We start from the raw sequence: 22,634 nt of genomic DNA, 5'->3' as shown, positions 1-22,634 counted from the left end.
AACTCGCCCGTGGGCGTTTACATAGACAAACTAGAGTCGTTACTGCTTGAGGCACTAAGATAAGGATCGGCAGAGAAGCGGTATTCAACGCTAACGTCTTTACTCAGAACTTCTTTACTGAAAATGCCACACATATACAGAACTGTACCTCGTTTTACCCATATGCGTTATCACATACTCTGTATTCGATGGCAAGCCATTTTTAATCAAGGGTGAACCTGTCGCACATATTTGAAACGGTTGCACATAAAGAATGCGGAAATATGCTAAAAATTGTTGAAGGTCATCGTATTTTCTGCTCTATTTTTTTATACTGTCACATCCGGCTTTCTTACTGGTTTTTAACATTTAAGCTAACTCTTTTTATAATACTGCTTACGTGATTTTTTCGTGGTTTCCATCCCAAACTGATGGCAGAAAACAGCATTGGTATAAAATTTATTAGCATTAAATATATAATAATTGAATATATCGTCGCTTCTGTTCCGGTAGCGCGCCTACCCCAGCCAGATGATCAAACCCTTTCACTCCACTAGGCTAACTCCTTACTTAGCCTCAGGTTATGCTCTCAAAATAATTCAGGGTAAAAATACATAAATATCTTATTTCTCGATTCACACCAGAGGCGAAAAAATGATCTTTTCACTAAGCTGCGGTTGAGCAATTCTCTAATCAAAAAGAACAAATCAAAATATAATATTCGAAGACGAAAAATACGTTATATCAATAAGGCTTTATTGTGTCATATAGGTGCAATAAACCGGTCACATTGAACAAAATGCACCAGAGGAGTGCAATTACACTTTATTTAATCTATATAAATATACTAAAAACCCTCTTGTTTTAGTCAGTTTTATGCAGTGAAATCTTGTTAAATATGCTAGCAAATTGTGCTAAAAAAAACAGATTAAGACATTTCTTGATGTGCCAGAATTAAATTTTAATTACTCTGTCGCGCAGTTTAAAACTCTATATTAGTTACTCGTTATAGAATCGTTTAAGTTTGGCTCTATAACCTTACCACATTATAAATAACGCTTTATTCGTCATTAGTTTTGATAGGTACAAAGATTATCTGATGCCAAGAGATCTTATTTCACCTTATCAGCATCAGAGAGTTACACCATGAATTACAAACATATTATCAAGGCCGTATTTGTCAGTGGCCTATGGTTGAGCCAGGCCTCAGTAGCTCTTGCTAATGGCAAAGACTCCTCAGCCCAATCCCCTATAGATAGTAAGATTACGCCCTCTGCGGGCAATGACAGCCTATGGCAACGTTTGATGAATAACATCTCACTGGCTTGGGATTCACCCAACCAGGAGCTGTATATCCCACTGAATACTTGGCATAACCGCTGGACCTATGATGATGACAAGATAGAGTCATACAACGAAAGGCCTTGGGGTATCGGCTATGGCAAATATCGCTATGATGAAGATAACAACTGGCATGCAGTGTATGCGATGGCGTTTATGGACTCACACAATGAAGTTGAGCCCATTATAGGTTATGGCTATCAAAAAATGTGGATACCGGGGGAAATGGATGGCTGGCGTTTTGGTATTGGCTTCACCGCCAGTATTACCGCGCGTCATGAATATCATTACATTCCAATACCGCTGCCATTGCCGCTTATCTCTATTGAATATAATAAGTTTGCGCTACAAACCACCTATATTCCCGGTACTTATAATAACGGTAATGTCTTGTTTACATGGATGCGCTGGCAGTTCTAATTGAATTTATTATATAACCCTTTAACCATATTGTTAAAGGGGTTATATTGAGTTGTTAAGAATTAATCTCAATTAACAAACAATGCTTTATCATAGTTGATAGTCATAACCTATTATAACTTTTCAATTATTTACTTTATTTATTGCTGCGTATTTAAACAATAGATAATGATTTGAGCAACTTCATACAAAAAAATAGCCGGTTGAATTATTCTACCCGGCTATTTTACCATCACATAATAATCACATCAGACTGCGCTGGAATCATTCGCTGCGGGTTGATTGTTCTTATATTTACGGCGAGTAAGCATAAATCCGCACCACAGCAGTGCAATCCATGCGGGCATCATCAATACTGAAATTTGAATGCCCTCAGTCAGATACATGATGACTAGAATCAACATCAAAAATACCAGACACAGATAATTTCCGTAAGGGTACCATAATGATTTAAAGCGCGGCTCGACGCCTTCTTTCACTTTCGCCGCCCGGAATTTCAAGTGAGCCAGACAGATCATGACCCAGTTGATGACCAAGGTTGAAACCACTAGCGCCATTAGCAATTCAAAGGCCTTGCCGGGCATGACATAGTTAATAACCACCCCTGCTGAGGTCGCCAACGCGGACAGTGCGATTGACAGAATAGGCACGCCGCGCTTATTCACTTTGGTCAGTACCTTAGGAGCATTCCCCTGAGAGGCCAGACCGAAGAGCATGCGGCTATTACAGTAGACGCCGCTGTTGTAGACGGATAGTGCAGCCGTCAAAACCACCACATTCAGAATGGTTGCCACCAGATTACTGTCCAGTGCATGGAAAATCATGACAAAAGGACTACCGCCCTCAACCACCTTGCCCCAAGGATAAAGGGAAAGCAGCACCGCCAATGAGCCGATATAGAAAATAAGGATGCGGTAGACAACCTGATTGGTCGCTTTAGGAATACTGTGATGCGGGTCTTCAGCTTCCGCGGCGGTAATACCGACCATCTCCAGACCGCCGAAAGAAAACATGATTACCGCCATTGCCATCACCAACCCACTAAGGCCGTGAGGCATAAAGCCTCCTTGCGCCCAGAGGTTAGTCACCGAGGCATTTGGCCCACCGGAACCAGACGCCAACAGATAGGCACCGAATACAATCATACCAATGATGGCTGCGACTTTAATGATAGCGAACCAGAATTCGGTCTCACCATACATACGGACATTAACGAGATTGATAGCATTTATCAGAACAAAGAATACTGCGGCTGAAACCCACGTCGGGATCTCCGGCCACCAATATTGGATATAGATGCCGACGGCGGTCAATTCAGCCATACCGACCAAGATAAACATGGCCCAGTAATTCCAACCAGATAAAAATCCAGCAAAATCGCCCCAATATTTATAGGCGAAGTGACTGAATGAACCCGCAACAGGCTCCTCAACGACCATTTCGCCCAGTTGGCGCATAATAAGGAAGGCAATAAAGCCGCCGATGGCGTAACCCAGTATCACCGAGGGGCCAGCCATTTTAATGGTTTGCGCTATTCCTAGAAACAGTCCAGTACCAATCGCCCCACCCAGAGCAATCAGCTGAATATGTCGATTTTTTAAACCGCGTTTTAGTGTTGAATCCTGCAACTGCTGTTCCATCCTGCCCTCTGCCGCACCTGTTACCCATTAGTGTAGTAACAGCGCCTTTCGTAAATGAATCTGCGGCGGTTTTTTAACACTTAAAGCTGATTGCATCAAGAATAAAGGTGGTTCGCGGACAATTGAGCAGCAATCAATCAGCTTACATTATATAAGCTGAGCATTGCATTGATGAGGCTTGAGATAATACTCAGGGATGTAACGCAGATATGCCACATAGCTTGCTCAAATTTCGAGCGCCAATCATTAATGTGGCCACATATGACTGACGTCGAGTGACAACCTCAACGGCAACACGATTATTTTTGTAGCGGATAAGATAAGTTGAAGGCCAGCCCTGACGCCGCTCGCCGTAGGATTTTTGATGGTGGTCAATCGCTGCATGAGCAATAACCAGGTGTGATAAATTTGAATCCCCTTTAATGATACGTTTCATCATCAGCTCCACGAAAGTCGTCAAAAACTTCTTACCGTTTGTCACTCCCGTTACTGCCTACTCACGGGATATTCTGCTGAAAATCATCAACTCCGCTGCTCAAACTTCCTGGCTAAGCAGATAACAGATCATTGCCGCACGCAAAGGGCTTTGGCTATAAGCTTGCCACTCGCCTTGCGGATTAGTAATTCTGGCATTCCACTGATTATTATCATTAATTTCTGGCGAATAGAGGCCAATTTTGTTGGCGTAGATGATAGGCCATGCATCTGAGGGGTTCTTGCAATAGTCCTTACCTTTGATACCACCATAGGGATACCACTTATCTGGATCTTCACCGGTAAGTAATGCAATGCTTCTGTTCACTTCGCTGTCACTCTCTTCATACCATTTAATCATCCGAATCACCGTTCTCCTGAAAAGTTCTGGCTACATTACGGCGAAATTAAGACAAATTTATGACAGCTAGTAGGGTTTATTGTGGCGTGCGAAAGGGAAAATCTAAAACATACAGAGGGAGTTAGGGAAAGGGAGCACTGGCTCATCATTCTGACACTGCCGATGGGCAGTATCAGAATGGCGATGAATGTTATCTCTCGGGAATAAAACCTTTAAAATCGAGGGGAGAAACGATATCGCTATCACTTTGCCCATCACTGACGCCCGTGGCGTTTTCCAGTAATGCTTTGAGCAATTCTGTTTGCTGTCTCTGCTGTTCAGCGATGTCTTGTAACAAGCGGATCTGTTCATTTGCTCGTACACTAGCACGGCTCAAAAAGAACCAAACTATCAAGAAAAAAATGACAGTAAATAGTGATAAAGCGATTGGGATGGCACCAAGTGCGCCCATAGTTGTGTCTGACATTGACTACCCTATTACCGATTACATGCGTGGCGAAGAGGCTATCTTATCACTCTGCCCACCACAAAGGTAAATCCCTGTGGTTAATTAACCGTTAATAAAGATAACTCATAGTAATAGTTTTCAACTGTTATTATAGATAAAATGAGTCGCCTATCCTTACCATGGAATAATCGAAGTAATAGTACAAATACCGGTAGAGAAAGTCCCCCCCTGATCACAGTAGCTATCAAGGGCTAATAGATAAAACAAGCAACAAACGGCAATGATACCTACCGTTGCAACAAGTTTCTTTATGTTCAAATCGAGCACCTTACTTAACATTTTTTTAAATTATACTGTATTAAACATCAACCATTTATAGCCAAGATGTAATTACTAATGTTTGTTATCGTCTTAAAAGAGCACTTTAATGATGGTTTATCCTATAAATCAAAATGATTTAGGATTTTTACTATTAACCGACTCATCATTACAAGTTAAACTGCTAAATATACTCGCTACAAAATAAGTAAAACTAATTACAGGGAGTGACTACATGAGTTTATTCAGGTTGTTCTTAGTCGCCGCAATCATATACCTTGGCTTGCTCTTTTCTGGCTATGGCGTACTTATTGGCAGTGAGAAGAACGCAGCAGGCATAGGTTTACAATGTAAATATCTGACGGCCAGAACTATTGCCACCGCCCAATTTATCAACGGTGAAAATGGCATTATTGGCGTCAGTAATTGCCCTTTAGTGAAAAAGATAGGCAATAACATACTTGAGTAATCAGTTTGCGGGTTAGTTCTTAACCCGCTACTCACCCGACTGGCTTCTGGGTAGTTCTGTACCACTGGCTTTCGCCTAATGTACTCGTTATTTTTGCGTAAACTTCATATCGATCAGCGCAATGGCTTTCTCAATAGCTCGCTTTGTTACCGGGTCGGCACCCGCTGGATGGGTAGAAAAATCGATAGTTTTAAGTTGATGCGACATCTTATCCCGCACTTCCGTGGGGGCAATGATATCGATCACATCCAGAATTTGTTTGATAACTAATTGGCAGGCGACCAGATCAGAGACCAGCTCTTGGTCATTAGTGAACATTTCAGACATGAATAATTCCTTCACAATAATATCGCGCAAGGATATCACGCTCATTGAAATATTTCTTTAGCCGACCGTGTCATATCCTCACCTTTACCGCTAAACTATTCTGCAATTATCTGTGGTTAATTAGCAACCTAGGGAGAGTTATTCAATACACTGTTTCAGTTGCTGAAAGGTTCATTGTTGCAAAAAAAGACAAATATGATGTGGAGGACTCACGAGGTATGGCAAAAATTAGGCATAAAAAAACCAGGTATGATAGTTATCAATCACCTGGTTCAAGGAAGAATTCATTTTATATATGCCGATCACAATATTCCTAACCTCACAGTTCATCACCTCCTGCGCCTTTACCTTTATGCAGAACCATTACTGGCATCTTTAGAAAGACGGTTACGCCCACAACCGCTATCAGAGTCATAATCACTGTTATCAACATGCGATCACCTCATCATTTTTAATTTCTATTTTTCCAAACTCAACCTTTTACCCTTGGGAAATTTCCCATTCAGATGGCACTACCCTTTTACTATGGCACCAGAAAGCTCTTTTGCAAGCATTCGCTGAAAAGTCTTTAGAGCTCCAGCCATTCGCTAGCGGTCAATTTGGTGTTTTGTGTTGTTAGATTCAACTTGTGTATACTGCACTACTCCTAACTAGAAAAAACAGACTAAATAATGTCACAAGAAAATCATCTCGCGTTAGTCTGCGCCCTCAGTAAATGGGTCGAAACCCATCTGGGGCGAGTCATCTACCTCGAAGAATTAGCCGTGTATTCGGGCTATTCGCTTTGGCATATGCAAAAAATATTTAAAGAAGTTACAGGCATATCGCTAGGTAAATACATTCGAGAAAGGCGCTTAGCAGGGGCTGTTTACCAACTCAGAAGCAGTGACAGCACTATTTTTGACATTGCGTTGGACTTTGGCTTTGGCTCACAGTCCCACTTTACTTATATGTTCAGAAAACGTTACGGCATAACCCCGTATGATTTCAGACAAAATACCGATATTGACCTTAATATCGCCTTGCCCTTGCATGCTATCCATCAGAAACTGGCATAACATCCTGCAATGCAATTATTCGCCTGAATGCAGACTAGCGCTATCCGGCGAATAAAGTTCTCAGGTCTTTTTGTAGCAGTTTTGCACATCGATAGTTTGTACTTCGTTGCGTTGACGATCCGCCATATAGGTCATCACAAACATCGTACTCACTACAATAAGTGCAGCCAACAGTAAACCGATCAGTGCAATGACTTTATTGTCATCAAACAAACCCTTATCCATACATTCTCCCTAATTGCTATGGCGCATCAAATTAGCCATAGGATCACAATCAACGTTATTGCAATCAGCAAACATGATGTTGTCAGTAAAACCACGAGCGCAAATTGCGCATCGCCAATTCCCGTTGAATAATCGCTATTCTGGGTAATATTTTGTTGTTTTTTCAAAGCAATACCTACTGGTAAAAACACACCAGCCGTGACCCTGCATAAGAAAAACCGCGTTTTTTATTGGATATTTTTATCAAAAACCAAACCAACACTAACCTGATAGCAGGTTATTCCAGCGCGATCCTGTCGTAGTCTGTGTTATAGATCAAGCCCACCCATTGTAAAAATAGGGGAATTATCCGAACACATTAATGCCAATAATGTATTGCAAGCAATATTCAGATTCCTTCGCCTCTGACTATCCTCACTTAATATAGCAATCTTATCACACCGCAATTATGCCTGTCGCAAGGCTGTAGAGTGCTACAACAGCGGCGATGAGTGCCACAGCAAACAGGCATTTTTCAATGGCAGAAAAAACCGGTTTTTTCTGCTCACGTTTAGCAATAATAAACAATAAGGTTCCAGGACCGTATATCACTGCTGATAATAATATGTATTTCAAGCCTCCAGCATAGACCATCAATATGGCATATAACGTGGCTATTAAAGCAAAAACTAAATCTTTCTTATGGTCTGTTGAACCCACAGGGTATGTTTCTCGAGTCCAGGCCAATTTCAGCCCATAGGCAGCGACGAGAAGATAGGGAATCAAAACCAGTGAACTGGTTAACTCCAATGCCAGTTGGAAAGCATACTCGGTGAAAAGCGTAACAATTAAGAATAATTGGATAAAAATATTCGACATCCAAACTGCCGCTGAAGGTACGCCGTGCTTATTTTCAGTCGTGAATATCTGCGGCATGATGTTACTTTTAGCGGCGCTATAAAGCGCTTCCGCCGCTAACAACGTCCATGACAAATAGGCGCCCATAACAGAAATAATCAGCCCGATGCTGATAAATATCGCTCCCCAGCGGCCCACAATATGTTCTAACACACCCGCCATTGATGGTTGGCGCAAAGCCGCAAGATCGGGGCGAAGCAACACACCATACGAGAGCATAGTGACCAGCACCAACAGACATAAAACACCAATGAAACCTAAAACCGTGGCGATACCGACATGTTTTCTTTCTTTGGCATAGCGGGAATAAACACTCGCCCCTTCAATACCAACAAAAACAAATACCGTGACTAACATCGTGCTGCGAATTTGTGAAAATAGACTGTCAGACCCAGCGGCTATTTCTAAGGCAGCATGGCCGGTATAACCATAATCATCCAAATGGGAGAGATCACCGACAGCCCCTAAAGATTGAGTACCCCAAAAATTTAAGGCGAATGTATCGGTGTGAAATGCAAATGCCAAGACGATGATAAATATAAATATCGGGATGACCTTAGCAAAAGTCGCGATGGTATTAATCGCTGCGGCTTCTTTGATGCCACGCAACACCATGAAATGGAAACTCCACAGAATGAATGACGCAATTAAAACAGCCGATAATGTATTACCGTCGCCAAAAAGTGGAAAGAAGGCTCCCAGTGTTGATTTGATCAATACAAAATATGAGACGCTGCCGATACATGCTCCGGCCCAAAAACCAATTGCCGAAGCAAAACCTGCATAATCACCGAATCCGGTTTTAGCATAGATATAAACACCAGAATCAAGATCAGGTTTGCGCTGCGCCAATGTCTGAAATACAAAGGCCAGAGTCAACATCCCTCCCCCGGCAATAATCCAGGCAATAAGGGCACCAAAACCACCGGTTGCACGGCCAAATGTTGCAGGTAAAGAGAAAATACCGGCACCGATCATTGAACCTACGACGAGCGAAGTTAATGACCACAGTGACAATTTCTTATTCGATGAGGCCGCCATATTCATTTCCATTTGCATTGGTTAATCCCATATAAAACAGATTAACCTAATGAAAGACCAAGTCCTATGATGATATTCAGTGAAAATGTGAGTTTGCATCAAAAGCTGAATGTTTACAGCTTGAGTATAGCAAGATTAATAATGCACACAGTTGTGACGGAAACCACCTGGTGCATTGTCGGAAGATGGTTAAACAGAAAACTTATCTATTGGAGAGAAAATAAATACACTCAAAATTTAATTTTTTGCGCACGCAATAGAGGCACACTCTAGCTAATCAGATTTTTAGTTAAATAATAGCGATGATATTCATCCACGACATTTTCTAGCGTCATTTTCAATTGATAGCCGTGTTTTTCATAAAAAGGTCGAGCTTGAAAACTGAATGTATCGACTTGAGCAAACTTACACCCTCGTTGCAGAGCTTCCTGTTCAACTGCACGCATTAGTTTACTGCCCGCGCCAGAATGGCGTAATGCATCCGATACCCATAACAATTCGATGCTCAAACAATTACCTAATGTATAACCCGTAATCCCACCTAACTTCTCACCCTGTTCGCCAGTGATAAATACGGCTAATGGTTTGCGGCCATTGTCACCAACAAAATTACGATTAAAGGCTTTCAACCCCGCCATAATTTCTGCAACATCTTCAGTTGCCGGGGTATCAGTCAACGTCAACTTCATGGTTATTACTCCTTGCTATGATTTGATTAACAATACCCGATATTATCTTTGCTTCAATGCCTATTACCGTGGATAGGAATTCTATTAATTACAAAGAATTGGCAAAATGAATGCTATTAAGAACCATTTACATTTATAATGCTGAAAACTGATTTTTGATATTAATATCGATTTTCCTCTGTAATTGTAAGGATGCCTCAATGCTCCGCCGTTTCTTCTCTTATTACGCTCCCTACAAAGGGCTTTTCTATCTGGATTTTGGTTGCGCGATCCTGGCCGGGTTGTTGGAACTGAGCTTTCCTATGGCGGTAAAGCTGTTCATTGATAAGCTGCTCCCTAATCAGGATTGGGCACTCATTGTCTGGGCTGCAACAGGGTTGTTACTTATTTACCTGCTCAATACTGCACTGATGGCGGTGGTTAACTATTGGGGCCACGCCCTCGGTGTGGGTATCGAAACCGACATGCGCCGTCAGGCATTTAGTCATCTGCAAAAGCTATCATTTAGCTATTACGACAATGTGAAGACCGGCCATATTATTACCCACGTCACGAAAGACCTTGAAGAGGTTGGGGAAATTGCCCATCACGGCCCAGAGGATCTTTTCATTGCGGTCATGACATTTATTGGTGCGTTTATCCTAATGGCATCGGTTCATTTGCCGCTGGCAATGCTCACTATCTTCATTGTGCCGTTTATGACCTATCTGGTCAGCCGTTACGGTGCGCAAATGACTGAAACCTGGCGCAAGCTATTTGGTCAGGTGGGTAACTTTAATGCCCGCATTGAAGAGAGTATCGGTGGTATTCGTGTGGTGAAAGCTTTCGCTAACGAATCCCATGAAAAGAAATTATTCGCCAAAGATAACGAAGACTACCGCACCACCAAACTGCGGGCTTATCGCATCATGACCACCAGTATGACCATGAGCTACCTTAGTACCCGTCTGGTACAGTTGATTGTCATGGTCGTCGGCACTTGGTACGTGGTTAATGATCAATTAAGTTACGGCGGTTTTGTCGGTTTTCTCTTGCTAGTTGAGGTCTTTTTCCGCCCAGTGGCTAAAATAACCTCCGTACTGGAAAGCTATCCGAAAGGGATCGCCGGTTTCAAACGATTCACTCAACTGATTGATACGTTACCTGATATTGTCGATAAACCAGATGCACGCCCAGTGGGCCACCTGCACGGTGATATTTGCTATCAGAATGTCAGTTTCGGTTATTCGCCACAGAATAAAATTTTCACTGATTTGAATCTGCAAATTCGTGCCGGTGAAACAGTGGCATTCGTTGGGCCATCTGGCGCGGGTAAAACCACATTATGTTCATTGCTGCCCCGCTTCTATGAACTTGATGATGGTGTAATCACTATTGATGGCATCAATATTCGTGATATGACTCAAGAATCACTGCGCAATAATATTGGTATTGTTCAGCAGGATGTTTTCTTATTCGGCGGATCTATCCGTGAGAATATTGCATATGGCAAGCTGGATGCCAGTGATGACGAAATCATGGCTGCTGCGCGGCAAGCGCGATTGGATGAGCTGATTGAAAGCTTGCCTGATGGGCTTGATACTGTGGTTGGTGAGCGCGGAGTGAAACTCTCTGGCGGTCAGAAACAGCGGCTATCAATTGCGCGTATTTTCCTGAAAAATCCGCCTATTTTGATTCTGGACGAAGCAACATCTGCACTGGATACCGCCACAGAGCAAGCCATTCAGTTAGCATTGACTGAATTATCTCAGGGCCGAACGACTTTGGTTATTGCGCATCGCTTAGCCACCATTCAAAATGCCGATCGCATCATTGTGGTCGATAAAGAAGGCATTGTAGAACAAGGTGATCACCACGAGTTGCTCGCCCGTAAAGGGGCTTATGCTAAATTGCATAATGCTCAGTTTAGTGCCGCCTGAGGCCCGTAAAAACCCACCCGCAGATGGGCTCGAATGGTAAACTGGAGGAAAATTCAGCCAAAGCCATTCCATCGCGGGCTTAAATAGGGTACAAGGACGCCATGAAAATTCCAAAACGAATCCAACCGCTGGTTGATGACGGCTTGGTTGACGAAGTCATCCGTCGTTTAAAAAGTGGCAAAGAAGCTGATGTCTATGTTGTCCGGTGTGGGCAGGATATCCGCTGCGCTAAAGTTTACAAAGAAGCTGAGAACCGCAATTTCAAGCAAGCGGTGCAATATCAAGAAGGTCGTAAAGTCCGCAATAGCCGTGATGCTCGCGCCATGGCGAAAGGTTCTAAGTTTGGCCGTAAGCAACAAGAAGAGACTTGGCAGACCGCTGAGGTAGACGCGCTGTACCTGCTCGCAAATGCTGGTGTCCGTGTGCCACAACCATATGCTTGCCTTGACGGTGTTCTGCTTATGGAGTTGGTCACTGACGAGGACGGGCTGGCGGCACCTCGCCTGAGTGATGTGCCATTTAGCAAAGAACAAGCCCTGATTGACCATGCCATCATGATCCGCTATGTCGTTCGGATGCTGTGTGCCGGGTTGGTCCATGGTGACTTGTCAGAGTTTAACGTGTTAATTGATAAAGACGGGCCGGTCATTATTGACTTGCCGCAAGCCGTCAATGCGGCAGCCAACAACCATGCAAAAGCGATGCTGGAGCGGGATGTCGCGAATATGACGCACTATTATGGTCAATACGCCCCAGAACTGCTTAATCGTAAATATGCCAAAGAGATGTGGGCGCTTTATGAAGATGGCAAGCTGCATCCTGAAACGCCGCTGACTGGCGAATTTGCGGAAAGCACGCAAGCTGTTGATGTTGAAGGTGTACTGGAGGAGATTCAGGCCGTCATAGAGGAAGAGCAGGAACGTCTGCGCGAAGCTCAAGATCCTTATTAGCTAGCCCCTATCGCCCCATTCCTAATGATAATAAGAGTAAGTGAAATACAGCGTAATGTTGTTTCACTTACTCTGTTTTGCCTGTTTCCCTTCCTTCAAGGTAATGAGTAAACCGATTTTTCTATCATATATCAGCCCAAGACAATCACCTCAGAGCGGCCGTCTCAACTCGGTTTTTCCCGGCAGTTTTAGCTCGATAAAGTGCTTTATCCGCAGCATCTGACAGCTCTTTTGCCGAAAGGTGTTCACCCGGCTCAGAGACGGATGCCACACCAATACTTATCGTCACTCGCCCTAGGGGGGACATCGCATGAGGAATATCCAACTCCTCAATGGAATGGCGCATACGTTCAGCAACCGCTTGCGCATCCGCCAGTGTACTCGGTGCCAACAAGACAATAAACTCCTCGCCACCATAGCGGGCCAGAATATCTGAGCCGCTACGGATAGATTTTGATAATGTCTCGACAATAGATTTCAAACAAACATCCCCCATAGCATGGCCATAGAGGTCGTTAAAGCTTTTGAAGTTGTCAAAATCAATCATTAAAACAGAGATGGCTCCGCCTTCGATGCGATTTTTCTTCCAAGCGCGCAGATAAAGTTCATCGAAATGACGGCGATTAGCCACCCCGGTCAATACGTCGGTTTGTGACAGAGCTTTTAGGATCGATTCAGACTGTTTAAGTTCTGTGATATCAAAAAACGAGCCATACCAGATGACGGTCCCATCATCCTGCCGGATTGGGAAAGACTCGCCATGGAGCCAATGTGTCCCTTTCTCGGGCAGCACTACGCGAAAATCACAACTCCAAACCGATAAGTCCTGCTGCGAAATAGTCACCGCCTGCCTTAACATATCCATGTCGTCGGGATGAACGCGGCTAAACAAAGGGTTTTTCTCGCGCGGTATATATAAAACATCCGCTGGCGCGAGATCGAATATCTTACGAACGCCCTCGCTGCAATATTTAAAATAAGACTCGCCGTCAGTATTTAAATAATAAGCATAAATCATCGCCGGCAAATTTTTGGTTAACCGGTCCATCATTTGCTTACTTTCTTCCAACTCGATCAGCAAGGATTTTCTTTCTGAAACATCAGCAATAACACTGATATAGCCAACAATGTCACCAGCGTCGGACATTATTTCGTGAACGCTGAGTGCTCCCCAGAAACGTTCACCGTCTTTACGCCGATAAGACCATTCACTGGCATTACGTCGGTTAAGTAATAAATAGTCCAGCTTAGCTTGATCGTCGCCATTTTCTGGAATATGTAATATATCCGATATAGGATGCCCTAGAACTTCTGCCTTAGAGTAACCAAACATCCGCTCTGCGCCCACATTAAATATCGTGATGCAGTTATCTAAGTCGGTTGTTATGATTGCAACCTGTTTCTCGGCATTCAGTAGCACATCCAGTTGAAGATTAGATAATTCATTCTTCCTATTCTCTCTCTTCACTGGTTCACCTCTTGGGTGGCTGCCAAATACTCGCTTGTTAAAAGAAGCCAGGCAATTATGATAAAAAGAAAATAAAGACATACAGATAAATCACCTATCATTTAAAACATAAAACAAAAACAGTAGAAATAAAATAAAATCACTTAAACCCATAAATGATAATACCGAAAATTATAACACAGACCAATGTGTCAGTGTAGATCTACACTGATGGCGCGTCCTATTGGATAAGTAATGACATTCAACTTGATAAAATCATTACCAATCCCACCAAGAAAACTGAGGCTGTAACTCGCTATTATCACAGAGAATTTCTATTGAACAATGGGAGCGAGAATGAAGACGTCACTCATGATTTGTCTGTCTGCAGTATTACTATTAAATGCTGTCACCAGCTATGCTGAACAACCTATTAATAAACAGAATGTTAATAAAGAAAGCATTGATAAAAATCCAGCTAATAAAGACATTCAAAAGCCCTCTGGCGAGACCTGCAAACGACCTCCGGAGCCACCAAAAGATAAAAACGGCCGCCCCTTGCCGTCGCCAAAAGAGCATAAAGAGGATCATCCACCAAAGGGGGAGCCTCCTCATGACGGTAAACACCGCTGCCCACCCCCTGCCGATAAAAAATATTAATAGTGAAATAATTTATTTATCAGCATAGATAATTGATTTATAAACGCAGATAGATTTAGCCAAGCATGGTTTTATTTATCTGCTTTTTATTATCAAAGTAATAATGATGTAATTTAGTGAGTGATAATTAAATAGGGTCATTAGTAAACCACTCTAATTAGTTAGCCTTAAATAACAGAATCAACTTCCATTTCTTATGATAAAAAACAGACACATAATCATTACAAACTAAAGAATGGTAATAAACCTCATTTAGTTCACCCAATTAATTTTCCATTCCATCTGGCAAGATATGATTTTATAACCCATGCTAAATAAGGAAATAATCTTCTGCTGACACATCAACTTTATCCGACTCAAGGTAATAGACAAATAAGGATATAATTATGCTTTATAAATCACTAGCTAATATTATGATTGCCACAGCCTTACTCACCACAATGAGTCCTGTATTTGCCGCACCCTCTCCTACAACGCCGAAGGATATGACTTGTAAAGAGTTTCTTGATCTTAATCCCAAAAGCATGACGCCCGTTGCTTTCTGGATTCTCAATGAGGATACCCAGTATAAGAAAGGGGATAATGTTGATTTTCAGGAAATAGATACCGTGTATACGCCCAAAATAATTGATATCTGTAAGAAGTCACCGGATAAAAAATTATCAGAGATAAAAAAGACGTTGTAACGGCGGCTAAATGGCCTCTGTAATATAATTATTGGCCTCATCTTAGTTAGATGGGGCTATTATTATTTCTTAGCTATTATTTTTGGGGATAAGTATGTTAAAGAAAATTATGTTGGCATCACTGCTGATACTCCCTGTCAGCCAGGCTTTGGCGGTTGACTGTAAAAATGCAGTCACTCAACTGGACATGAACCAGTGTGCAAATTCCGACTATAAAAAGGCTGATGCTGAGCTCAATCGTACTTATAAAGAGGTTCTTGCCAAAACATCGGTAGCTCAGCGGGCATTACTGAAAAGTGCGCAACTGACCTGGATAAAATACCGAGATGCCGACTGTACCTTCCAGGCATCAGCCACCGAAGGGGGCTCAGTCCATCCTATGATCATTTCGGCTTGTTTGACCCACAAAACAGAAGAGCGCACCGCACAGCTGAAATCCTATCTTAACTGCCCTGAAGGCGATTTAAGCTGCCCGCTCTAGTCTTGGTGGCGACATTCGCATCGGCAGAGGCCCCCGCTAGAGTTGCCTTTGCCGCATTAGAGACGGGGTTAGGCCATAAGCCGCTTTAAAACAGTTGCTAAAATGGCTGGCCGAGCTAAAACCACACTCCAATGCAATATGAATAAGCGGCATCATACTGTGCCTTAATAATTGCTCAGCACGCGCCAAACGTATCTTTAGCACAAATTGATGTGGCGCCTGCCCGGTACTTTGTTTAAACATCCGGGCGAAATGGAACTCACTCAACCCGGCCTGCCCGGCCAGATCTGATAATAACAGCGGCTGAGACAAGTGAGCGTCGATATATTCTTTGACCCGTTTTAATACCACTGGCGCTAAACCACCGCGAATGGTGGGCATTGCCCACTGCAACTGAGTGTAGTTTTTCAGCAGATGGGTCATCAGCAAAGTCGCTGCACTGCTGAGTGCCAAATGGTTTGCCTGTTCTTGCCAGTGATAATTCAATAAAAACTGGCGATACAGCAAAGTTATGTGGGGATCTTCGGCGAAAGTACGTTCATCCACCTGAATCGATTGAGGGCTTCGCTCCCAAATTTGCTCCGCTAATTGGCGCAAATGCTCATCGGTGCAATACAGATGTACAAAGGATAAGTCATCGCGCACATCCCAACTGGATAAACTGCCCTTTGGCATAATGCAAAAACGGTCCGGCCCACCGCCGTTTTTCCACCCCGCCTGCGTTTTGTGGTAACACTCATAGCCATCCGCAACATACAGGCTCAGCGTGTGATGGTCTGGGCTTTCTTGAGTAACGCAATCATCGCGATTAGACCAAGCCGCCAATTGAATACCCGAGCCGAGCTGCACACAATCATGCAAACGAGCTTTATGTTCTCTTAGGGTTTCAAAGGCTTGATACCGTTCCAACATCGCATTGACTTCCTGTGGTAAAGCGGATGAGACCAGTTTAATGACTTGCTGTGCGACAGACCATATTTTCCCGTTATTTATCGCAAAAATGCGCAAGATTTTGCAATTTTTAGCAAACCACTGAAAGCGCCCCTCGCCGACATCTCTGATACTGAGGTTTTCCAGAAGTCGTGAGAAATACCATGAACGCGCTGCTTTATTTTTTAGTTGTATTGATTTGGGGAACAACATGGATTGCCATCACCCTACAGCAACAAGGGGATGTCGCCATTACGGTATCAATATTCTACCGGTTTGCTTTGGCAGCCGGCGTCATGATGTTGGTGTTAATCCTCGCTCGCCGCTTGCGCCCTCTCGCAATGCGCGACCATCTCTTTTGCGTAGCACAGGGCTTCTGTGTTTTCGCTTTTAACTTTTACTGTTTTTATCATGCGGCGGCTTATATCAGCAGTGGTTTGGAGTCGGTTATTTTCTCGATGGCGGTTCTGTTTAATGCCATCAATGGCATGATTTTCTTCCGCCAGCACCTCAGCCCGAATCTACTGCCCGCCAGTATTCTTGGGATGATTGGTATTGTTGCTTTGTTTTGGCAAGATTTAACCGCAGCACAGATCGCACCGGAGCTGCTAAAAGGTATTGGTCTAAGCCTGTTGGGTACCTACGGTTTTTCTCTGGGGAATATGATTAGCAGCCGTCATCAACGCCGTGGATTAGACATTCTGTCAACCAACGCCTATGCGATGACTTATGGCGCAATACTAATGGGGGTTTTCAGCCTGATTCAGCATCAAGCTTTCACTATTGAACTTACCTCACGTTACCTTGGCTCATTATTATATCTGGCAATTTTCGGCTCAGTCATTGCCTTTGCCGCCTACTTCAGCTTAATTGGCCGCATCGGAGCCAGTGGCGCAGCTTACAGTACATTATTATTCCCTTTGGTGGCACTGAGCATTTCCACCCTCTATGAAGACTATCACTGGCATCTGAATGCCATTATCGGTTTACTCCTTATTCTATTGGGCAACTTGGTGATGTTCTCTCGACCGGGCATGGTGCAATCTTGGTTTAAGCGGCCATCACTGGGATAATGCCGCAACTCGCAGTCACCTGTGTCTGTAGGTGTAATTTGTTCTGAAGGTATTTATTATTTTAATAGATACCTTCCAGCGAGATTTTTTTTGAACATGGCGGAGCCGCTCGAAATTATCATGACACACTGAATAGTTATCATTTTATTCATATTTAAATTTATCTAATGAAATGTCATTCTAGGTATAACTTGTCATTTACTGTAAATAAAAGCTTACTATTTACAGTGTGTAACCCCACAATAACCTACCCCGATGTTAATTTAATGATAACACTTTCCTAATAAGTGAGTAATTTAATGATTTAGTTTGTTATAGATGTCAGACCATCAACTCAATTCATTGTAATATAAGGATAAATAAATAATCAAAATAAAGAATATTCCTACAAAATTTACTCATCACTCTTATTTCAATTCACCCCCCATCTGTTATTGTCCACAATAAGTATTATTTACAACACCATTTATCATTCATTAAAAATATTAACCGAATATTAATCGGACAATTAACCCTCATCTGCCACCCTTTTAGGCATGTGCTAGCACATGAATTGATAATTACTTAAGATTTGTTTAATAAGGTATCGTAAGATAATGATTCATAAAAAAACACTCACACTCAGCATATATTTAGTTCTGGCTGGCACCGTGAATGCTGCGCCAGCCACCACAACTGTAAAAGATATTAATACATTAACAATTAATGGCGGTGCTGTTAACGTTAATAATCAGTTTGGTATTGCAGCACTTGACGAAAATGCTTTTACATATATGGGAGATATCAGTGTAATTCAAAATCTTACTGCACCATTCTCTAATAACCCGGTGGCTATTAGCGTTTTTAACAGTATTGCAAACTTTGGCAAAACTGATGTTGTTGTCAATATTGATAACGGCGTCACGGGCAGCTATGTTACTGGGCTACGGCTAAAAAATGGCAGCGCTGCAACGCCAGAGTTGGCTGCAACAATTACCGCAGAGCTCGGTGCCAATTCAACAATTACACTTAATGGTAATGATGCCATTACATTATATGGCGTTAATCTTGAGGGCGGGCCATATACTAATGCTCTATTAATTCCTGATATGAAAGCTTATCTCAACGAAGATACCACTATCACGTTGAATAATGCCGGGAATAGCTCCGCAGGTATCCATGCTTATATCGCGGGCACGCAGGTTAATACTAAAGACGGATTAACTGTCAATGTGAATACCGGGAGTAATGCGACAATTTATGGTGTTCGTGCTGAAGGTGGAACCGCGTCGGCCCCGTTAGGAGGAACTGTAGCACTTAACGGAACGTCGGTTATCAATTTGGTTAATGGGGGTTCAGGTTCAACCGGGATTCTGGCGAATACATCAGGTTCTACCGTCACGAGTTTAGAAGAAGTTACTGTCAATAACATCAGCTCTAATAGCGCAGCAACCCTCTACGGAGCCTGGGCTAACGGCGGCAACATTAATTTTCAAGGCCCGACTAACGTAACACTGGCGGGAGGTAATGCCACATCTTCAGCTATCTTGGCATCCCGAGAAGGGGAATTAACCCTCACTGGCGGCACGATTAATGCGCTAGATGCCAGGGCATTTTATGTCACCGGGCAAAACAGCAGCATCACCGGTAATGCCGCCCAATATGATATTACCGGGTCACTGTTATCCGCTTCTGGCGGGGTTTTGAATTTATCAATGACGGATGGCTCAAGATTTACTGGAATATCAGAGCTTGGTGCCGTACCAGGAACAACTAACCTGAATATCTCTGGGGTAAATAGCCGGTGGAATATGACGGGCGACTCTACCGTAACCGCTTTAAATTTGTCGGATGGGGCAACTGTTAACTATTTGAATAACGGTGCGATGTTTAAAAATCTTACTGTTACTGGCGATTATCATGGCGATGGCGGTTATCTCTCTTTAAATACTGTTCTGGGAGATGATTCCTCCGCCACGGATAAACTGATTGTTGAAGGTAATACTTCAGGTAATACCCTTGTGAAAGTCAATAATGCCGGTGGTAGTGGCGCACAAACTCTCAATGGGATTGAGCTCATTACAGTGGCGGGCCTATCAGGGGGCGAATTTACTCAGGATGGGCGTATTGTCGCTGGAGCCTACGACTATTATCTGAACCGGGGAGAAGGTAGTCAGTCTGGCAATTGGTATTTGAATAGTTGGTATCTCCCGCTATCCGCTAGCCCAGACTTGCCGGATACGGCTACCTCCGCGCCGATGCCTGGCATCATGGTCGAACGTCCAGAGGCCAGCGGATATAGTGCTAACTTGGCAGCAGCCAACAGCATGTTCGTCACTCGTTTACATGACCGCTTGGGGGAAACGCAGTATATCGACGCACTGACCGGAGAGCAGAAAGTCACTAGCTTGTGGTTACGTAACGAAGGTGGTCATAACCGTTCTCGCGATACGCAAGACCAACTGAGCACACAAAGCAATCGTTACGTCGTGCAGTTAGGTGGGGACATTGCGCAGTGGAGCAATAATGGATTGGATCGTTTCCATTTGGGCGTGATGGCGGGTTACGGTAATAGCAAAAGTAGAACAGAGTCGCAATTATCCGGTTATAGCGCCCGGGCATCGGTGGACGGTTATAGCACCGGGATATATGGCACCTGGTATGCTAATGACGCAGACAAAACCGGCCTGTATGTGGATAGCTGGGCACAATATAGCTGGTTTAATAACACCGTAAATGGCCAAGGTTTGGTCACGGAAGAGTACAAATCCAAGGGCGTAACGGCATCAGTAGAAAGCGGCTATACCTTTAAAGTCGGCGAAAATACGGCAAAAAATGCCTCTTACTTTATTCAGCCAAAAGCGCAGGTCACTTGGATGGGCGTCAAGGCAGACCAGCATACCGAAGCGAATGGGACGAAAGTATCAGGTGAAGGTGAGGGTAATATCCAGACCCGTCTGGGGGTAAAAGCCTTTATGAACGGATATGCCGATCAGGATAAAGACAAGGATCGTATGTTCCAGCCTTTTGTTGAGACCAACTGGATCCACAATACTAAAGACTTTGGCACCACCATGAATGGCATCAGTGTGAAACAAGACGGTGCCGCGAATATTGCCGAATTGAAGCTCGGCGTAGAAGGCCAGTTAAGTAAGAAAGTGAATGTGTGGGGCAATGTGGGCCAGCAAGTAGGCAATAAAGGTTATAGTGACACAGCGGTGATGTTCGGAGTGAAATACAACTTCTGATTATTTAACCGCATCGCAATAAGGCCACTGGGTTAATCATGCCCAGTGGCTATTTTTTTCAATGCGATTTTTTTTTAACGCTATTTTTCAACAAATGAATATATAAACCCTTATCTCTCACTCAACGATCATTCAAGAGATTGAGAAATTGCCGGGTACGGGCATGGCGCGGGGTAACCAAAATATCCTGTGGCACACCGTCATCCACTATTTTACCCTGCTCCATAAAAATCACCCTGTCCGCGACATCCCGGGCAAAATTCATTTCATGGGTCACTAATAGCATGGTCATCTGTTGCTCATGGGCAATGTGGCGGATAACCCCTAGAACCTCACTGACCAACTCCGGATCCAGCGCGGAGGTTACCTCGTCAAATAACATCACTTTGGGGCGCATTGCCAGGGCGCGAGCTATCGCGACCCGCTGCTGTTGCCCTCCCGATAAGGTGGCTGGCCATACATTAGCTTTATGAGACAGCCCCACTAATTGCAAATAATGATGAGCACGCGCCCGTGCTTCTTCAACACTCACTTTCAACACTCGCAGTGGAGCTTCGGTAATATTTTGCTCAACAGTCAGATGAGGGAATAAATTAAAATGCTGAAATACCATGCCGACCACATGGCTGGTGGCGGGACGACGACGGAACAGTGAACCCGCGCTACCATTGGCATTAACTGCTTGCCCTGCAATACTAATCTGCCCAGAGCTAAAAGTTTCCAGCCCTTTTATCAGCCGCAATATGGTTGATTTTCCTGAACCACTGGGGCCAATTAACGCCACTTTTTGCCCAGCAGGGATCGATAAATCAAGGTGGTCTAACACCCGGGTGTCACCATAGTTTTTCACCACCTGCGACAGAGTAATCTGCACCGGTTGCGGGGAAGTAACAGAGGAATCAAGCATGTGCACGCCGCCTTTCCAAATAGCTGAACAGTAATGATGTCGGCAAACTAATAAGCAGAAACAGTAATGCCATTAAGGTGTATGGCTCGTTATAACGATATGTCAGGCCCGCAATCTGTTTTGCTGCCTGAAACAGCTCGGGGATGGTAATCACCGCCAATAAAGGCGTTTCTTTAAACATCCCAATCAGATAATTCCCCAGCACCGGTAACATCGGCTTCAATGCTTGGGGTAGAATGATGCGCGTCCACTGCGTTAAGGGAGAGAAATCTAGCGCACGTGCGGCTTCCCACTGCCCTTGCGGCACTCCATTGATAGCTCCGCGGAATGCTTCCGCAATATAGGCACCGTAATACAACCCCATACCCAGCACACCGGTGACCATCGCGGGCAATGTTAATCCACTGAGTGGTAAGGCAAAAAACAAAAAATAGAGTTGCACCAGTAGCGGTGTATTACGAAAGAAAGCGACATATGCCTGGCACAACTTGGTCATGAGCCGCGAGGGCAGTTGCAGTAAGACTGCGACCACCATTCCCAACAAGGTTGCCAGCACGAACCCCGCCACCACGACTTCGAAAGTCACCAGCAAACCGGGTAATAAATCCGGCAATATTGACCAGGCAAACGCGAAATCAAAATCCATAGCTTTTCCCCACAAAACGCA

24 protein-coding genes are annotated in these 22,634 nt (G+C 43.7%); 10 read left to right on the top strand and 14 right to left on the bottom strand.

Features of this window, described 5'->3' with window-relative positions; all coding sequences use genetic code 11:
- Positions 1-17: 17 nt before the first annotated feature.
- Positions 18-134 carry a DUF2627 domain-containing protein gene (locus FTA96_RS16900; RefSeq protein ID WP_002211058.1) on the bottom strand — a complete coding sequence of 39 codons (117 nt, stop codon included), beginning with the start codon at positions 132-134 and terminating at the stop codon, positions 18-20.
- A gap of 991 nt (positions 135-1,125) precedes the next feature.
- Here FTA96_RS16900 and pagP point away from each other — a divergent pair.
- Positions 1,126-1,740 carry a lipid IV(A) palmitoyltransferase PagP gene (pagP, locus tag FTA96_RS16895; RefSeq protein ID WP_050135418.1) on the top strand — a complete coding sequence of 205 codons (615 nt, stop codon included), beginning with the start codon at positions 1,126-1,128 and terminating at the stop codon, positions 1,738-1,740.
- A 248-nt stretch (positions 1,741-1,988) separates the two neighbouring features.
- Here pagP and FTA96_RS16890 read toward each other — a convergent pair whose 3' ends face one another.
- From FTA96_RS16890 to FTA96_RS16870, 5 genes are all read right to left on the bottom strand, one after another.
- Positions 1,989-3,380: an amino acid permease gene (locus tag FTA96_RS16890; protein WP_050121115.1), complete on the bottom strand. Its 1,392-nt coding sequence runs from the start codon at positions 3,378-3,380 to the stop codon at positions 1,989-1,991.
- Between the two features lie 190 nt (positions 3,381-3,570).
- A complete protein-coding gene (locus tag FTA96_RS16885; protein ID WP_005170540.1) occupies positions 3,571-3,816 on the bottom strand; it encodes a DUF4060 family protein in 246 nt (81 codons plus the stop codon).
- 99 nt (positions 3,817-3,915) lie between these two features.
- Complete coding sequence (locus tag FTA96_RS16880) at positions 3,916-4,215, bottom strand: phage protein NinX family protein (RefSeq protein ID WP_050121114.1); 300 nt, start codon at positions 4,213-4,215, stop codon at positions 3,916-3,918.
- 190 nt (positions 4,216-4,405) lie between these two features.
- Entirely contained in the window at positions 4,406-4,681 is a 276-nt protein-coding gene (locus FTA96_RS16875; protein ID WP_050109114.1) for a YebO family protein, read from the bottom strand.
- A 156-nt stretch (positions 4,682-4,837) separates the two neighbouring features.
- Positions 4,838-4,981 (bottom strand): PhoP/PhoQ regulator MgrB, encoded by a 144-nt coding sequence (locus FTA96_RS16870; RefSeq protein ID WP_005170546.1) that lies wholly within the window; start codon positions 4,979-4,981, stop codon positions 4,838-4,840.
- 235 nt (positions 4,982-5,216) lie between these two features.
- Here FTA96_RS16870 and FTA96_RS16865 point away from each other — a divergent pair, with 235 nt between their 5' ends.
- Positions 5,217-5,450, top strand: coding sequence for a YobH family protein (locus FTA96_RS16865; protein ID WP_050109113.1), 234 nt, complete (start codon positions 5,217-5,219; stop codon positions 5,448-5,450).
- 87 nt (positions 5,451-5,537) lie between these two features.
- On the opposite strand, the gene FTA96_RS16860 is transcribed toward FTA96_RS16865, so the two are convergent.
- Positions 5,538-5,777, bottom strand: coding sequence for a DUF2766 family protein (locus FTA96_RS16860; protein ID WP_145574349.1), 240 nt, complete (start codon positions 5,775-5,777; stop codon positions 5,538-5,540).
- A 671-nt stretch (positions 5,778-6,448) separates the two neighbouring features.
- Here FTA96_RS16860 and FTA96_RS16855 point away from each other — a divergent pair.
- Positions 6,449-6,835 carry a helix-turn-helix domain-containing protein gene (locus FTA96_RS16855; RefSeq protein WP_032898754.1) on the top strand — a complete coding sequence of 129 codons (387 nt, stop codon included), beginning with the start codon at positions 6,449-6,451 and terminating at the stop codon, positions 6,833-6,835.
- Between the two features lie 60 nt (positions 6,836-6,895).
- Here the strand turns inward: FTA96_RS16855 and FTA96_RS16850 are convergent, their stop codons facing one another.
- The 3 genes from FTA96_RS16850 to FTA96_RS16840 form a co-directional block, all read right to left on the bottom strand.
- On the bottom strand, positions 6,896-7,060 hold the full coding sequence (locus FTA96_RS16850; protein ID WP_050097352.1) for a hypothetical protein: 165 nt from the start codon (positions 7,058-7,060) through the stop codon (positions 6,896-6,898).
- A 435-nt stretch (positions 7,061-7,495) separates the two neighbouring features.
- Positions 7,496-8,998, bottom strand: a complete 1,503-nt coding sequence (locus FTA96_RS16845; RefSeq protein WP_050146309.1) for an amino acid permease — start codon at positions 8,996-8,998, stop codon at positions 7,496-7,498.
- A 269-nt stretch (positions 8,999-9,267) separates the two neighbouring features.
- Positions 9,268-9,687, bottom strand: coding sequence for a GNAT family N-acetyltransferase (locus FTA96_RS16840; protein ID WP_050109112.1), 420 nt, complete (start codon positions 9,685-9,687; stop codon positions 9,268-9,270).
- Between the two features lie 200 nt (positions 9,688-9,887).
- Between FTA96_RS16840 and FTA96_RS16835 the strand changes: the two genes are divergently transcribed.
- Entirely contained in the window at positions 9,888-11,606 is a 1,719-nt protein-coding gene (locus FTA96_RS16835; protein ID WP_050109111.1) for an ABC transporter ATP-binding protein, read from the top strand.
- A gap of 101 nt (positions 11,607-11,707) precedes the next feature.
- On the top strand, positions 11,708-12,556 hold the full coding sequence (locus FTA96_RS16830; RefSeq protein ID WP_050121112.1) for a PA4780 family RIO1-like protein kinase: 849 nt from the start codon (positions 11,708-11,710) through the stop codon (positions 12,554-12,556).
- 145 nt (positions 12,557-12,701) lie between these two features.
- Here FTA96_RS16830 and FTA96_RS16825 read toward each other — a convergent pair whose 3' ends face one another.
- Positions 12,702-14,105, bottom strand: a complete 1,404-nt coding sequence (locus FTA96_RS16825) for a sensor domain-containing diguanylate cyclase (RefSeq protein WP_050135427.1) — start codon at positions 14,103-14,105, stop codon at positions 12,702-12,704.
- Positions 14,106-14,360: 255 nt separating this feature from the next.
- On the opposite strand from FTA96_RS16825, the gene FTA96_RS16820 reads away from it, so the two are divergent.
- From FTA96_RS16820 to FTA96_RS16810, 3 genes are all read left to right on the top strand, one after another.
- A complete protein-coding gene (locus tag FTA96_RS16820) occupies positions 14,361-14,663 on the top strand; it encodes a hypothetical protein (protein WP_050109108.1) in 303 nt (100 codons plus the stop codon).
- A 386-nt stretch (positions 14,664-15,049) separates the two neighbouring features.
- Positions 15,050-15,349, top strand: coding sequence for an acid-activated periplasmic chaperone HdeB (gene hdeB / locus FTA96_RS16815; RefSeq protein ID WP_050152233.1), 300 nt, complete (start codon positions 15,050-15,052; stop codon positions 15,347-15,349).
- A 94-nt stretch (positions 15,350-15,443) separates the two neighbouring features.
- Positions 15,444-15,830, top strand: a complete 387-nt coding sequence (locus FTA96_RS16810; protein WP_050109106.1) for a lysozyme inhibitor LprI family protein — start codon at positions 15,444-15,446, stop codon at positions 15,828-15,830.
- 36 nt (positions 15,831-15,866) lie between these two features.
- Here FTA96_RS16810 and FTA96_RS16805 read toward each other — a convergent pair whose 3' ends face one another.
- Positions 15,867-16,742, bottom strand: coding sequence for a helix-turn-helix domain-containing protein (locus FTA96_RS16805; RefSeq protein WP_050121404.1), 876 nt, complete (start codon positions 16,740-16,742; stop codon positions 15,867-15,869).
- 182 nt (positions 16,743-16,924) lie between these two features.
- Between FTA96_RS16805 and FTA96_RS16800 the strand changes: the two genes are divergently transcribed.
- Both FTA96_RS16800 and FTA96_RS16795 read left to right on the top strand, forming a co-directional pair.
- Entirely contained in the window at positions 16,925-17,833 is a 909-nt protein-coding gene (locus FTA96_RS16800) for a DMT family transporter (RefSeq protein ID WP_050121108.1), read from the top strand.
- A gap of 596 nt (positions 17,834-18,429) precedes the next feature.
- On the top strand, positions 18,430-21,060 hold the full coding sequence (locus FTA96_RS16795; protein ID WP_145574348.1) for an autotransporter outer membrane beta-barrel domain-containing protein: 2,631 nt from the start codon (positions 18,430-18,432) through the stop codon (positions 21,058-21,060).
- A 121-nt stretch (positions 21,061-21,181) separates the two neighbouring features.
- Here FTA96_RS16795 and FTA96_RS16790 read toward each other — a convergent pair whose 3' ends face one another.
- Together FTA96_RS16790 and ehuD are read right to left on the bottom strand one after the other, a co-directional pair.
- Positions 21,182-21,967 (bottom strand): amino acid ABC transporter ATP-binding protein, encoded by a 786-nt coding sequence (locus FTA96_RS16790; RefSeq protein ID WP_050109104.1) that lies wholly within the window; start codon positions 21,965-21,967, stop codon positions 21,182-21,184.
- Positions 21,960-22,613, bottom strand: a complete 654-nt coding sequence (gene ehuD / locus FTA96_RS16785) for an ectoine/hydroxyectoine ABC transporter permease subunit EhuD (protein WP_050109103.1) — start codon at positions 22,611-22,613, stop codon at positions 21,960-21,962. The genes FTA96_RS16790 and ehuD overlap by 8 nt, the downstream gene beginning before the upstream one ends.
- Positions 22,614-22,634 lie beyond the last annotated feature (21 nt).

Origin of the sequence: Yersinia alsatica (assembly GCF_902170305.1) — a bacterium.
GTDB lineage: Bacteria > Pseudomonadota > Gammaproteobacteria > Enterobacterales > Enterobacteriaceae > Yersinia > Yersinia alsatica.
The sequence above is the reverse complement of the archived record's forward strand: the minus strand, read 5'-3'. Positions and strand labels throughout refer to the sequence as shown.

Bases quoted from the DNA above. Each gene is read 5' to 3' on its own strand.
- FTA96_RS16855 (WP_032898754.1), top strand. From the start codon at position 6,449: ATGTCACAAGAAAATCATCTCGCGTTAGTCTGCGCCCTCAGTAAATGG.
- FTA96_RS16900 (WP_002211058.1), bottom strand. From the start codon at position 134: ATGTGTGGCATTTTCAGTAAAGAAGTTCTGAGTAAAGACGTTAGCGTT.
- FTA96_RS16875 (WP_050109114.1), bottom strand. From the start codon at position 4,681: ATGTCAGACACAACTATGGGCGCACTTGGTGCCATCCCAATCGCTTTA.
- FTA96_RS16850 (WP_050097352.1), bottom strand. From the start codon at position 7,060: ATGGATAAGGGTTTGTTTGATGACAATAAAGTCATTGCACTGATCGGT.
- FTA96_RS16820 (WP_050109108.1), top strand. From the start codon at position 14,361: ATGAAGACGTCACTCATGATTTGTCTGTCTGCAGTATTACTATTAAAT.
- FTA96_RS16805 (WP_050121404.1), bottom strand. From the start codon at position 16,742: ATGTTGGAACGGTATCAAGCCTTTGAAACCCTAAGAGAACATAAAGCT.
- FTA96_RS16880 (WP_050121114.1), bottom strand. From the start codon at position 4,215: ATGATTAAATGGTATGAAGAGAGTGACAGCGAAGTGAACAGAAGCATT.
- FTA96_RS16800 (WP_050121108.1), top strand. From the start codon at position 16,925: ATGAACGCGCTGCTTTATTTTTTAGTTGTATTGATTTGGGGAACAACA.
- FTA96_RS16840 (WP_050109112.1), bottom strand. From the start codon at position 9,687: ATGAAGTTGACGTTGACTGATACCCCGGCAACTGAAGATGTTGCAGAA.
- FTA96_RS16845 (WP_050146309.1), bottom strand. From the start codon at position 8,998: ATGGCGGCCTCATCGAATAAGAAATTGTCACTGTGGTCATTAACTTCG.
- FTA96_RS16885 (WP_005170540.1), bottom strand. From the start codon at position 3,816: ATGAAACGTATCATTAAAGGGGATTCAAATTTATCACACCTGGTTATT.
- hdeB (WP_050152233.1), top strand. From the start codon at position 15,050: ATGCTTTATAAATCACTAGCTAATATTATGATTGCCACAGCCTTACTC.
- FTA96_RS16790 (WP_050109104.1), bottom strand. From the start codon at position 21,967: ATGCTTGATTCCTCTGTTACTTCCCCGCAACCGGTGCAGATTACTCTG.
- ehuD (WP_050109103.1), bottom strand. From the start codon at position 22,613: ATGGATTTTGATTTCGCGTTTGCCTGGTCAATATTGCCGGATTTATTA.
- FTA96_RS16835 (WP_050109111.1), top strand. From the start codon at position 9,888: ATGCTCCGCCGTTTCTTCTCTTATTACGCTCCCTACAAAGGGCTTTTC.
- FTA96_RS16825 (WP_050135427.1), bottom strand. From the start codon at position 14,105: ATGTCTTTATTTTCTTTTTATCATAATTGCCTGGCTTCTTTTAACAAG.
- FTA96_RS16830 (WP_050121112.1), top strand. From the start codon at position 11,708: ATGAAAATTCCAAAACGAATCCAACCGCTGGTTGATGACGGCTTGGTT.
- FTA96_RS16865 (WP_050109113.1), top strand. From the start codon at position 5,217: ATGAGTTTATTCAGGTTGTTCTTAGTCGCCGCAATCATATACCTTGGC.
- FTA96_RS16810 (WP_050109106.1), top strand. From the start codon at position 15,444: ATGTTAAAGAAAATTATGTTGGCATCACTGCTGATACTCCCTGTCAGC.
- FTA96_RS16795 (WP_145574348.1), top strand. From the start codon at position 18,430: ATGATTCATAAAAAAACACTCACACTCAGCATATATTTAGTTCTGGCT.
- FTA96_RS16860 (WP_145574349.1), bottom strand. From the start codon at position 5,777: ATGTCTGAAATGTTCACTAATGACCAAGAGCTGGTCTCTGATCTGGTC.
- FTA96_RS16890 (WP_050121115.1), bottom strand. From the start codon at position 3,380: ATGGAACAGCAGTTGCAGGATTCAACACTAAAACGCGGTTTAAAAAAT.
- pagP (WP_050135418.1), top strand. From the start codon at position 1,126: ATGAATTACAAACATATTATCAAGGCCGTATTTGTCAGTGGCCTATGG.